Source organism: Streptococcus sp. HMSC067A03, from assembly GCF_001814295.1.
GTDB classification, from domain to species: domain Bacteria; phylum Bacillota; class Bacilli; order Lactobacillales; family Streptococcaceae; genus Streptococcus; species Streptococcus constellatus.
Window position 1 is genome coordinate 110,737 of sequence record NZ_KV815646.1, and the last position, 12,393, is coordinate 123,129.

Consider the following 12,393-nt stretch of genomic DNA (forward strand, 5'->3'; position numbering starts at 1 on the left):
TTATTTTATTTTCTTCATTATATCATAATAAGACCAAAAAACGAACATTATTTTTGCAATAACATTCGTTTTTCGTTTTTTACTTATCAAAATTTGGTTTATAGAAGGAGCGGTTGTCCATAGCAAAGATTCGATTGGTCATTTCACCTTCACCAACTAAGGCTAAAGCTGAAGTCATCATCATCATTTCCGCATCTAAATTGTCAATCATGTGGATAATCTCTGCTTCCATGATTTTGGGACGAACAGGACTGCCGTATTCCAACAAACCGTGATGGCTTAGTAATACGTGACGGAGAATGATGACATCTTCTTTGGTATCTTCGATTTTTAATTCTACCAATACCTTTGTCATTTCTTCGTCAATCAAGGCAATATGCCCGATGAGATTGCCTCGAACAGTGTATTCTGTCTGTTCAGGACCCGTCAATTCCAGCACTTTTGCTAGATCATGCAACATAATCCCTGCAAACAAAAGACTTTTATTTAACTGCGGATAAATATCTCCGATGCTATCTGCCAACCGCACCATTGTAGCTGTATGAAAAGCAAGTCCTGCTTCAAAAGCATGATGATTCGTTTTAGCAGCAGGATAAGAATAAAATTCTTTATCGTATTTAGCATACAAGGCTCGCACCACACGCTGCCAAATTGGGTTTTCAATTTTGAAGATCATTTGTGACAGATATTCACGTAGTTCTTGGACATCAACTGGCGGCTTTTCTTTAAAATCAGCTGGATTGTTTGGCTCACCAACTTTTGGCAGACGTAGTGTAATTTGATTCACTTGCGGAGTATTGTTATATACTTCTCTGCGCCCTTGCATATGGATGACTTTTCCAGCAGTAAATTCTTCCACATTGTGCGGTTGTGCATCCCACAATTTCCCTTCAATCGTTCCAGTGTCATCTTGAAAGGTGAATGCCAAATAGTTTTTCCCTGCCCTTGTTTGACGAAGTTCAGCAGATTTGATGAGATAAAACCCTTCAAATAGCTCATCTTTTTTCATTTGGTTAATCTTCATATTCTTCCTCTTCATCTTGAAAATCTAATAGACCATCTAAGGCCGACTTATCCGAAATTTCAACATGACGCAAAGTCCTCTCGATAGCATTAGTTCTTCGCGTCAGCAATTCATCAATATTGCCAGATGCATGTTGCAAATGTTTTTGTGCCTTGAGCAAAATACCGCCAAATTTATTAAATTCTGATTTGACATTGCCCAGAACCTTGCTGATGTCATCTGCACTTCTTTGAATATTGAGCGTTTTAAAACCGACCGAAAGCGAATTAAGCAAAGCAGATAGCGTAGACGGCCCTGCCACCACAATCTGCTCATCCCGACGCAAATTGTCAAAGAATTCTGGATTGCGAACAATCTCTGAATAAAGCCCTTCCGTTGGCAAAAACATCACTCCAAAATTCGTGGTTGCAGGAGGTGCCAGATATTTTTTCTTAATGTCTTTAGCAAAACGTTTGACGCTAGTTAACAAAGACTTGCGGTAAAAATCAATTTCTTCTTTATCTCCTGATTCATAAGCATCCTCTAAACGATAATAGTCTGCCAGAGGAAACTTGGAATCAATTGGTAAATAGATGTAGTCTTTTTCCACTTGTCCCGGTAATTTAATTGCATACTCTACACGTTCACTAGAGCCTGGAACTGTTGCAAACTCACGCTCATACTGGCTCGGTGTCAGAATGTCTTCAATGATTTGACCAAGCTGCAATTCGCCTAAAATCCCGCGCGTTTTAGTATTGGAGAGCACCTTGTTTAGAGTGCCCACATCACGTGCCACATTTTGCATTTCTCCTAGACCGCGATTGACCGACTCCAACTGTTTAGAGACTGTTTCAAAAGAGGTTTGTAATCTCGCCTGCAACGTTTTCTCTAATTTTTCTTCCACCGTTTGGCGCATTTGTTCTAAACGGTGGTCATTTGACTCTTGAATTTGGCGCATTCGTTCATCTGTTTTATCACGATTTTTAGTTAGATTTTCGCTTATCTCTAAACGCATTTCCGTTAAATTCCGATGTAAATCCGTACGCACCTCGCCCAAACGATCTCCCAGAGCCAATTCCAGCTGTTGCTGTGATAGAAAACTTTGCTGCCTTTCTTGCTCAAAACGGTAATCCAACTGATCAGATAAGTGATCAGCTTGATCTTCCAGCAATTTCTGTACCTGATCTGCCTGCTGCTGATTCTTTTGCCATAAAAGAAAGGTCACAACAAGATTTCCCAGCAATAAGAGGATAATTATAAACTCCATACTAACTCCTGTCTTTGCTATAAATGACAATAACATAACCTGATTGGCACTCTAAAAAAACGGGCTCATCTATAAATTCGTTAGAAGCATACACTTTTTTGAAAAAATAATTGGATTCGTTTAAAGGATATTTGGCTCCTTCAATCGTTAACTGACTATTGCTCACAGACATAAAAGCTAGATAATCCATACCAACTACCGGCTTTATCTCGTGACGCCCTTGAGGACAATAGCTGAGCTCATTTTGCGCACTACAAAGCCGAATTCGTTGCATATAAGGCGTGATTTCTGGATCGCTCGGCAAGAAAATATTTGCCAAAGTATGATCCAAGCGCCCGCCAAAAGCACCAAAAATAGTCACTTGTGCCTGCGGATAACGTACAAAAACAGTCTTGACAGCTAGTTCTAAATCTGTGTCGTTTTTTTCAGGTTGTGCTTGAAGTACCTCCTTAGATTGAGAACAAACCAAAGCCAGCTCTTCCTCCGAAACAGAATCAAAGTCACCGACCGCTAAGTCTGGACAAATGCCTTGTTCAATGAGAAACAGGCTTCCTCTGTCCACTCCGATAAAAATGTCAAAATCCACTTGAAAACTATCTATCATCCCGCCAGCAAAAAGAGCAATTTTAGTCATGCAATGCTTCTTTCAATGTTTGAACCTGATGAGCTACATCTCCTTTGAAAACGTAACTGCCCGCTACAAAGACATTGGCACCGGCTTCTTTGGCAACGCGAATGGTTTCATCATCAATACCACCGTCTACTTCAATATCAAAGTCTAGTTGGTTCACTTCTCTCAAAACAACTAATTCCCGTACTTTATCCATTGTTTCTGGCAGAAAGGCTTGTCCACCGAAGCCTGGATTGACCGTCATAACCAAGACTTGATCGACTAAATTCAAAACATTTTTCACCACTTCAACAGGCGTCCCTGGATTGATAACGACACTTGCCTTGACACCTGCTGTCCGAATCTTTTGCAAAGCTCCGTGAATATGAGGGGTTGCTTCAGCGTGGATACTGATAATATCTGCACCCGCACGAGCAAATTCTTCAATATGATGTTCTGGATTAGATACCATAAGATGACAATCAAATACCAATCTACTGTGCGGTCGCATGCTCGCGACCACACCCGCACCAAAGCTGATATTGGGCACAAAATGACCATCCATAATATCAATATGAACATATTCTGCGCCAGTTGCTTCTAGCTTTTTTAGTTCCGATTCAAAATTAGCATAATCTGCACTTAAAATAGATGGTGCAATTTTATAAGGTTTCATTTGACTTCCTCCTCATTTAGGTTGCTTTTTAGCTACTTTTTTATAGGTTTCACGACGGTTTTCAATTTCACTCAGAAATTGCAAGTAATTCTCGAAACGAAAAGCTGCAATTTGTTCCTTTTCAACAGCAGGTTTTACCGCACAATTCGGTTCATGCGTATGCGTGCAGGTCCGGAATTTGCAGCCATGACTGACTTGTGCAATTTCAGGAAATGCTCGATTTAAATCCTCTGCATTGTCCACTTCATAATCCAGCGAAGAAAATCCCGGTGTGTCTGCAATTTTTCCCCCATTGAGATTGTAAAAACTAACCACTCTAGTTGTGTGGCGACCACGACCCAAACTTTCTGAAATTTTTCCGGTTTCCAACTGTAAATCTGGTACCATTTTATTGAGCAGAGTAGATTTGCCAACCCCAGTTTGTCCCATGAAAACAGTCGTCTTAGCTGTTAAAAACGGCAACAGTTCTGTTATTGTCTTGGCAGTATCATAGCCGATAGAGCGATAAATATCAAGGAAAACGTCTAACTCCTTATCGTTCGCCAACAAATCTAATTTACTGATATAGATAATCGAGTGGATAGCTTTCTGCTCCAAGAGGACTAAATAACGGTCCAAAAGATTAGGATTGAAATCTGGCTCTTTGGCACTCATTATTACAACAGCTTGATCTATATTGACAATAGGTGGTCGTACCAGACTGTTTTTTCGCTCTGCTATTTTTAAGATATAACCTTCAGAATCTTTCTCAGCAGAAAATTCGACCTCATCCCCCACATAGGGAGTTTGTCCTTTCTTGCGGAAATTTCCTCTAGCTCTAGTCTGATAAACCTTGCCTTCTGACTCTACATAATAGAAGCCGGCTAAGGCTTTCACAATTGTTCCTTTCAAATGGACTCCTTTAACGCTTAATAAGTTCATTATAACAAAAAAAGCAGTATTTTGCTTTTTAGTGCAAAAAAATGATGAAAAACGTTTCTAATATGGTATAATAGAAACCAAGCGGAAATGGCGGAACGGCAGACGCGCATGCTTCAGGCGCATGTGTCCATTCGGACGTGAGGGTTCAAATCCCTTTTTCCGCATTTTTATTTCGTTTGAGACTTCGTCAATTGTAGCGCACCTTACTCAAGTTATGCTACGCTTTGTCTTCTCGTTTGGAACGAAATAACATAGTTGGATACACCCCATTAAGTGCTTATTTTAAATTCTGGAAAGGTGGCCCAGCTTGGTACGGCACCGGACTCGAAATCCGGCAAATGGATTTTATTCATGCGCGGGTTCAAATCCCGTCCTTTCCTTATGAAGAACCTCACTAAGATGAACTTAGCGAGGTTCTTTGTTATGTGATACTTATTATTCAGTTTATCTGAATCCCTCATCATATAAGCTATCTGATAAGCGGGAAAATTCTTGCAAATCAAGTGCTTCTCCTCGAACATTTGGAGACAGATCAGCATTATTCAAAGCGATCTCCAGTCTTGTTTTAATTTCATCCGATTTGCCAAAACAACTAGTTAGATTATTCCAGAGGGTTTTCCGACGGTGAGTAAAACTAGCTTTTGAGACCTTGAAGAAGAAGGGTTCATCTTTGACCTCAACTGCCGGCTTGTCTCTACGAGTCATTTTCAGAATTGCCGAATCCACATTTGGGGCGGGAACAAAGACTGTCCGCGGTACGATAAAAGCGACTTTAGCTGTCATGTAATATTGCACAGCTATTGACAAACTACCATAAGACTTACTATTGGGCTGCGCCGAGATGCGATCAGCTACTTCTCGCTGCATCATCACAACAAATTCTGAAAAAGGAATCCGACTTTCTATCAGATGGATCAAAATCGGAGTCGTGATGTAATAAGGCAGATTAGCCACCACTTTGATAGGTAATTCTGGATTGGAAAATTCCTTAATTCGAGCCTGTAAGTCTGACTTAAGAATATCTTCATTGATAATCTTAACATTTTCAAATTCCTGCAGGGTATCTGCCAAAATCGGCATTAGACGCTCATCAATCTCAAAAGCCATGACTTCTGCTGCATTCTCCGCTAAAAACTCAGTCAGTGCCCCAATGCCCGGTCCGATTTCAATAACATTAACATGTTTATCAATCTCAGCCGTATCCACAATTTTTTGTAAAATGTTGGTATCTGTCAGGAAATTCTGACCGAATGATTTTTTAAAAGTAAAACCATGACGCTCAAGTACAGCTCGCGTCACGCTATAATCCGCAATTCTCATAGTTCTCATTTCTATCCATTAGCTAAATAAAATATATAAAATCCGCATAATTCCTAGCACAAGCAAAATCCAAAATGCTGGATGAATCCGGCGTTTGTTACCTTTTGAATCGGATTCAATCACATTATCTGCCTGCTTGCTTTCTTGATTTTGCCGTTTCTTCAACTCATCTTGGTAAGCAGCTGATTTTAGAATATTGTCTTCTGGCAACATGTCTGAAGCATAATCATCTGGAAACCCCATAGCTAACCCAAGCAAGTCCTTATCCGTTAGAGAGAAATCTAAATCTTCTGGTTGATTTTGCTGAATAGCACGGATATTTTTTAAAAGTTTATCAGAAACGATAGGCAATTCGTCCATAGAAACAATTTCTAAAACGTCAAATCCTAGCGTATCATCCTCTTTGACATTTGCAATAATATAGTGAACAAAATCATCATACAGTTGCAACACCTGTGGAGCATGTTGCTCTAAAAAAGACCGATTGTGGCGGGCATTTTGCTGGAATTTTTCAATGGAAAGAGTAACTCCCATATTCTGCTCTTGATAAAATTCTTCTGCTTTCTCTTTATCTTCTTTTTCAAGCTCTTCTACTTTTTTCCACAAATCAATAGCTGCTTGCAGATCTTCTTCATTCCAAAACAGTTGCCAGAAATAGGGAATACTATAAATTCCCTCCGCTAAAACACGTGTCTCATCTCCGTTTTTAAAATAAATATAACTTCTATTTGCCATGTCGCTTCCTTTCGTACTCTTTCATTACATTTTCAACATCTGTCAATCCAATCCCAAACAATTCTAGTCGTTTAAGCAACTGTTTTCCATTTGAATAGCCAATGCGGAGTTCTTCTCCTAAAAATTCACGACGTTTGCGGCTGTCATTGCCTGCCAGAAATCCTAAGCGAATCAAATCTGAACGTGTGATATCAAAATCAGTCTTTTTTTCAAAATGTTTAGTTACCTGAGAAAGAGCAGCTTTTAAATCTTCATAAGAAGCATGCTCGATACCCAATGACTTCCCTTTATTTTTAGACTTAGGAGCGGCTTCATCACGCCTTAAAAAAGCATGCTGAACACTAGGAATAGCAGTCATGATCATCCTACGAATCCGCTCACCATTGACATCTGGATCAGTAAAAACGATCACTCCATGCAGGTCATGAAGACGTTTGATACGCTTCATATCTTCTTGGCAAATTGCAGACCCTCTCGTTTCGTAAGTTTCGACGTCAAAATACCGTTTGAGATTGGCCGTATCATCTCGACCTTCTACAACTAGAACCTGAGAAATCTTTTCTTTCATCAATCTTCTTTCAAATTAAATATTCGCAGTGCATTTTTATACGTTACTTGTGCAACTTCTTCTGTTGTCAAGCCACGAAGCTCTGCAATCTTGTCTACAACATAGCGAGTATAAGCCGTTCGATTTTCACGACCGCGTTTGGGTACAGGGGCTAGATAAGGTGCATCTGTCTCAACTAAAATCTTATCTAAAGGCAACTTCTGCGCAGCTTCTTGCACATATACAGCCTTTTTAAACGTCACCACACCAGAAAAAGAAATCATCATACCAAGCTCAACAAAACGTTCAGCCATTTCTAAAGAGCCTGAATACGAGTGCATAATACCACCCTGTTCGCCAACACTAGCTTCCTTAATAACTTCATAAGTATCTTCCAGCGCATCACGCGTATGAACAACAAATGGCAAATCGTGGTCTTTCGACAGCTGAATCTGACGTTTGAAGACCTCAATCTGCACATCTTTCGGATCTTCCATCCAGTGATAATCCAGACCAATCTCACCGAGGGCAATAACTTTGGAATCGTGCAAATGACTGACAATCATGCTTTCAACTTCTTGCGTATAAGAGCCTGCGTCAGTTGGATGCCAACCAATCGTGCTGTATAGTTCGTCATATTGACGAGACAGCGCTAGCGACTTTTCAATGGTTTCTGTATCAAAACCCACAATATTCATCTTGGTAACACCTAACTCGCGTGCGAAAGCAATCTCTTCAGCTTCTTTTCCTGCAAAATTATCCACGTTAAGGTGTGTATGTGTATCAAAAATTTTCAAACTATATTTCCTCCTCATTCCTAAAAGTTCCCTAAACCTTGAAAATCAAGGATTTTATTTTTCTAAACTTCCTCATGTTTCCTTTATTTTCTAGTAACTTGGGTTAGTATTTGGTTAGTTTTATGGTTAGCATTTTACAGACGGATTTGATTAAGTTTTTCCTTCAATTCATCCTGTATATTTTCTGTTACGTGACTATAAATTCTCAAAGTAATAGACTCATCTCTATGGCCTACACGCTCCATAATCGCTTTGATAGGTACACCCAGCTCAGCCAATAAGCTGATGTGAGAATGCCTAAGCATGTGAATGTTATAAGCTCGTCCCTCACCTAAAACTATATCGCAAATATCTTTGATAAATTTATACAATAAAGGTTGTCTCATAATATTTCCTTGCTCTGTTACAAAGATAAAATCTTCATCAAGACAATTCCGTCGGAAGTAGTCAATAACTTCTAAACAACGTTCACTAAGAACTATCGTTCTAACAGAACCAACCGTCTTTGTTGTCTGTAAAACTCTCTCGTCATACTTATGAGCAACATAGTCGATGGTATGGTCAATCTTCAGAAGATGGTTTTCAAAGTCCACATCCTGATAACGAACCCCAATAAACTCAGCAAAGCGAAGACCTGTTAGAAAGATAAACTCCATTGCCAAAGCATAGCGCTTATCTTTGTGGTGACTTTCACAGTAAGACAAGACTAAACTCAACTCTTCTTTACTGATAAAGTGTTCCTTAGCCTTCTTTAGCTTTTCATAATCGGCTTTTTGCTTGGGAATCACTACACTTTTCACAGGAGACTCTGAGATATATCCAACCTTTTCAGCATAGCCGAAAATACCATTCAAATAAATCTTACGATTTTTCCGTGTTGAGTTTTGAATATCTAAACTCATGAGGTAGGCCTGGATTAATTGCGTAGTATAATCGGATAATCTCAAATCTCCCACTGCTTCCATGAAAAATCTCAAGCATTTCATCTCACTTTTAAAGCTAGACGGTTTAATTTCACCACCTCGAATAGTCTCCCATTCTGTCAAAAGCTGACCAAAAGACATCTCCTCGATTTTTTGCCTTTTCAATTCCTCTTTTGTAGGAGCAGTGAGAACCTTATCAATTTTCCTTGCTAAACGGCGTTTAGCCTCTGCTTGTGAAACTCGAGATTTTGATTTCAGAGTCACAGTGACCTGTTTCCACTTCTGTTCTCGCTCATCATAAAACTTCTCATAATAGCGATATTTGCCATTATCTAACTCTTTATAAAACATTTTTTCTCCTTTTACTTATCTTACTAAGCAAAGGAAAGCTATGTAGCATACCTTAATTATAACACAACTACATAGCTTCCTCATACTTCTTCTGTTTATATTGCAAAAACTGCTCGTATCCCTCAATGCTTATATATACTCTCTTATGAGATGGTTTTAAAATATAGCATTGAAATTGTTCTATCCGTCTCATTTCAGTTAAATCATTATTCAATGTCTTTAAGGGAACATCAAACAACTCTGAAATATTCTTTTTAGTTTTATATAAATTTTCCATAACACTCTCTTGTTTGATATAATGGAGATGATAAAAGACAATTTCTTTTATCACTTACTTGGCTTGTCAGTTGCTCCGCTAAAAGTGTCTGACAGGCTTTTTTCTTGCTCTAATTCCCACTTATTGTTTAGACTAACTTGGGCTAGCAAAAATTCTACTAATTCACCTTTATTCATGAAATTATTTTTTTCAAAATCATGGTTTAGAGTAACTATAGTCTCACGATTAGGAATCTTTCTTTTAACATTGCTAGTCTTTCTAGGGCTCGCTTGGAAAAACTGAATATTATCTCCTTCCTGACAATTTTGTAGGGTAATAAGTGAATCAAATCGCCGTATAAACTGAGATAAATCTTCTCGTTCATTGTCCTTACATTTATAGAAAAATTCTAGTGGATGTTTGGTACTTGTAACAATGATAATCCTCGCCGAAGGTAAGATATTCTTATACCGAGCAGAGCTAAAACTGATGTTATAATTATCAAGCAACTTTAGCCAATCACTAGCTGTTAAACTTTCTCCTCTAACATCATCAAGTAAAAGGATTTCTTCACCGTTTAGGTCATCCATGATATTTGTTCCAGCAGTAGTAGCTAAATCCCATTTTTGACCATTTCTCAATGCTAAACCCTGAATTTTTGACGCCAACTCTTTAGCAAATCTGGTCTTACCTAACCCTGACCTTCCATGAATAAATAGAACCGTTTTTTTGAACTCACCATTCTCTATTGCTTTCTTCGTCCTGTTCCCTTTTATCTCACCGAGCACAGTAAAAGCTTCATTTATCTTCGTTTTAAATGTCGTGTAAATCATGTGATACTTTTCATCCAACAGGATTTCTGATTTGCCGATTTTTTCTTGAATAATATCTAAAATAAGGTTATCAATTTCATATTCTGAAAGTTTAATATCTTTCTTTACTCTTCCTTTTTTCCAGCTACCGAATCTCTCCTTAAACACCTCCATATAGTTCTTCCCAGCAGCGCTAACGACCTCTTGAGGGGCATATTGATATTTGTTGCTTTCTTTACTGTGGATTAAATAAGAGAGTAAATTGTCGTAACCATATCTCCCACGTTTAGCTTTTTCAATATATTGTGGTTCAATTCCAATTACATCTGCCAACTTAGAGATAGACATTCCTTCTGAAAGTTTAAATAATAAGTGCCCGTGACTATCTATTGGTTTTGTATAAAACTGTTGTGTTTCAACATCATACAGTTCCTCTTCATCTTTATCATGAATAATTCCATATGCTTCAGTCACCGTGGTTATCTCACTAATACGTTTGACCATCTCATTAAGGAGGGGTGCAATATCTCCCCCTTTAGCTTCTGTAATAAAGCTAACATCCCAATCCTTCCAATATTGCTTAGAAAAATATTGAACAACCATAAAGCACTGGATTTTGGATTCTTTTGTCATTAATTTAACTCCTTTTTCTAATTATTACTTTAATTATTCAGGTTAGACTAGTTGACAAGCCCAGTCTAACCATGCGCGTTGAATAATTAAAATTAAAACTACAAGTATTGTTTTTGTTTTGAAAGATTAAAACTTCAAAAACTGAAAATCAATACAGTATCTTACAAAAACCATTTCAAATTTCCACTACTTCTACTCCAGATTGGTCGTACTCTAATTTCTATAAAAAAACTCAAGAGCTTACCTTTTCTCACTAACTTTTTGAATTATCATTACATATTTTGATGATAGCTATATCTCATATCTGTACCTTATCACAGCAGTCATAGATATTCTTACTCTGTCTACATTGTCTCACTGCATTCTGACGTGACATCTGCTCGCTTGTCTTCTCTGACTGCGTCTCACGAATGTCACTACTGTTCAAAGAACAGTTCATTTGCTCAACAATTTGACTTCGTAAAAATATCAAATCTGCTGTAGAAAGATAAAATACATCAACATCAAATAGACATCATGCAAAATATGAATTATTGCTACGTCAAAATCTCTAGCTTCAAAACGTCAAATCTGATTATGTTTTTTATAAAAATAATAGAGCTTACTAACAAACCAATTTTGATTAAGCCAGTTTTCAAATCTTTCAAGCTGAGTTTTAGTATGCTCGAACTGTTCAAGTGTTTTTTCAGCTTCTCTTTGAAGTTCGTCATAAGCTCTTTCAAATTCAATAACAATATCTTGTATCTCAAATAATTGATTATTTGAGCGCTCAAACTCTTCCTCTTTTTTATCAATCTCAGCTTTTAATTCTTCAATTTCTGTTAAGAGTTTATTTTTTTCATTTGACAATGGTTTTAATAATTTGAATACTCGATTTTCAACATTTGATACACGTACCGAACCCGTTTTCTCATCAGATTCAACCACTAATCCCAAATATATCGGTGCTTTATTGGCAGAGTAATCATATCCGATAACAGAATATTCAACATCTTTTGTAAGTTTTATTCCGAATTTAGCTTTCCTTTGCTCATCAAATGTAAAACCGACAATCTTACCTCGAACCTCTTCTTCTAAAACGTCATCAGTAAAAAATATTTGAGCCATTATTTACCTCTTTCCAAAACAATAAAATCTTCACATTTAAAATAGACATCATCTTTGATTCTCACTGCCGATAGACGTTCAAACTTTATTTCTATAATATCTTCGGGTAGGCTTTCATATCTCTTTGAAATCTTCACTTCAAAAGGTGGGAGCCCATTCCCCGGCTGGTAGAACCAATATTTAAATCCATCTATTTCCCACTTTTCTGTTTCCTTGTTTTGCTTAAACGACTCTTGAGGAAGAGACGGGAGCCAAAATACTGGCTTGTTCTTTTTAATCAACGTATTAGCAAATTCTTCGCTATGTTTATTTTGTTTTAATAATTTCGGTAGCTTCATTGCGCTCTCCTTATTTATTTAAGTACAACTTTTTTTCAAAGTTGTTCTGTGATATTCTATAATTATAGAAGTTGATATCTGAGCTCTTTATTGATAT

At 37.7% G+C, this 12,393-nt stretch carries 14 protein-coding genes and 2 tRNA genes; 2 read left to right on the forward strand and 14 right to left on the reverse strand.

Annotated features, from left to right (window positions below; all coding sequences use genetic code 11):
• Window positions 1–79: 79 nt before the first annotated feature.
• The 5 genes from HMPREF2963_RS02755 to rsgA are packed head-to-tail and all read right to left on the reverse strand — an operon-like array spanning window position 80 to window position 4,447.
• Window positions 80–1,024, reverse strand: a complete 945-nt coding sequence (locus tag HMPREF2963_RS02755) for a 3'-5' exoribonuclease YhaM family protein (RefSeq protein WP_037596486.1) — start codon at window positions 1,022–1,024, stop codon at window positions 80–82.
• Complete coding sequence (locus HMPREF2963_RS02760) at window positions 1,014–2,270, reverse strand: DNA recombination protein RmuC (protein ID WP_070668506.1); 1,257 nt, start codon at window positions 2,268–2,270, stop codon at window positions 1,014–1,016. The genes HMPREF2963_RS02755 and HMPREF2963_RS02760 overlap by 11 nt, the downstream gene beginning before the upstream one ends.
• Window position 2,271: 1 nt before the next feature.
• On the reverse strand, window positions 2,272–2,904 hold the full coding sequence (locus HMPREF2963_RS02765; protein ID WP_058670062.1) for a thiamine diphosphokinase: 633 nt from the start codon (window positions 2,902–2,904) through the stop codon (window positions 2,272–2,274).
• Window positions 2,897–3,556 (reverse strand): ribulose-phosphate 3-epimerase, encoded by a 660-nt coding sequence (rpe, locus tag HMPREF2963_RS02770; protein ID WP_003070987.1) that lies wholly within the window; start codon window positions 3,554–3,556, stop codon window positions 2,897–2,899. Before rpe ends, HMPREF2963_RS02765 begins: the two co-directional genes overlap by 8 nt.
• A gap of 12 nt (window positions 3,557–3,568) precedes the next feature.
• Complete coding sequence (gene rsgA, locus HMPREF2963_RS02775) at window positions 3,569–4,447, reverse strand: ribosome small subunit-dependent GTPase A (protein ID WP_070668509.1); 879 nt, start codon at window positions 4,445–4,447, stop codon at window positions 3,569–3,571.
• Window positions 4,448–4,558: 111 nt separating this feature from the next.
• On the opposite strand from rsgA, the gene HMPREF2963_RS02780 reads away from it, so the two are divergent.
• Both HMPREF2963_RS02780 and HMPREF2963_RS02785 read left to right on the forward strand, forming a co-directional pair.
• Window positions 4,559–4,641 (forward strand) — tRNA-Leu (locus tag HMPREF2963_RS02780).
• 127 nt (window positions 4,642–4,768) lie between these two features.
• Window positions 4,769–4,857: transfer RNA gene (locus HMPREF2963_RS02785), tRNA-Ser, on the forward strand.
• 64 nt (window positions 4,858–4,921) lie between these two features.
• Here HMPREF2963_RS02785 and rsmA read toward each other — a convergent pair.
• The 9 genes from rsmA to HMPREF2963_RS02830 all read right to left on the reverse strand — a co-directional run bounded on the left by rsmA (window position 4,922) and on the right by HMPREF2963_RS02830 (window position 12,296).
• The gene (gene rsmA / locus HMPREF2963_RS02790; protein WP_070668512.1) at window positions 4,922–5,797 is read right to left on the reverse strand and encodes a 16S rRNA (adenine(1518)-N(6)/adenine(1519)-N(6))-dimethyltransferase RsmA; all 876 of its coding nucleotides are present in this window, start codon (window positions 5,795–5,797) and stop codon (window positions 4,922–4,924) included.
• 18 nt (window positions 5,798–5,815) lie between these two features.
• Window positions 5,816–6,532, reverse strand: coding sequence for a dimethyladenosine transferase (locus tag HMPREF2963_RS02795; protein WP_070668515.1), 717 nt, complete (start codon window positions 6,530–6,532; stop codon window positions 5,816–5,818).
• Window positions 6,522–7,100 carry a ribonuclease M5 gene (gene rnmV / locus HMPREF2963_RS02800; protein ID WP_070668518.1) on the reverse strand — a complete coding sequence of 193 codons (579 nt, stop codon included), beginning with the start codon at window positions 7,098–7,100 and terminating at the stop codon, window positions 6,522–6,524. The genes HMPREF2963_RS02795 and rnmV overlap by 11 nt, the downstream gene beginning before the upstream one ends.
• A complete protein-coding gene (locus HMPREF2963_RS02805; RefSeq protein WP_070668520.1) occupies window positions 7,100–7,876 on the reverse strand; it encodes a TatD family hydrolase in 777 nt (258 codons plus the stop codon). Before HMPREF2963_RS02805 ends, rnmV begins: the two co-directional genes overlap by 1 nt.
• 134 nt (window positions 7,877–8,010) lie before the next feature.
• Entirely contained in the window at window positions 8,011–9,150 is a 1,140-nt protein-coding gene (locus tag HMPREF2963_RS02810; RefSeq protein ID WP_070668522.1) for a tyrosine-type recombinase/integrase, read from the reverse strand.
• A gap of 67 nt (window positions 9,151–9,217) precedes the next feature.
• Window positions 9,218–9,427, reverse strand: a complete 210-nt coding sequence (locus HMPREF2963_RS02815) for a hypothetical protein (protein ID WP_003032236.1) — start codon at window positions 9,425–9,427, stop codon at window positions 9,218–9,220.
• Between the two features lie 50 nt (window positions 9,428–9,477).
• Window positions 9,478–10,851, reverse strand: coding sequence for a Rep family protein (locus tag HMPREF2963_RS02820; protein ID WP_070668525.1), 1,374 nt, complete (start codon window positions 10,849–10,851; stop codon window positions 9,478–9,480).
• A 564-nt stretch (window positions 10,852–11,415) separates the two neighbouring features.
• On the reverse strand, window positions 11,416–11,958 hold the full coding sequence (locus HMPREF2963_RS02825) for a hypothetical protein (protein WP_070668528.1): 543 nt from the start codon (window positions 11,956–11,958) through the stop codon (window positions 11,416–11,418).
• Window positions 11,958–12,296, reverse strand: a complete 339-nt coding sequence (locus HMPREF2963_RS02830; RefSeq protein WP_070668531.1) for a hypothetical protein — start codon at window positions 12,294–12,296, stop codon at window positions 11,958–11,960. Before HMPREF2963_RS02830 ends, HMPREF2963_RS02825 begins: the two co-directional genes overlap by 1 nt.
• Window positions 12,297–12,393 lie beyond the last annotated feature (97 nt).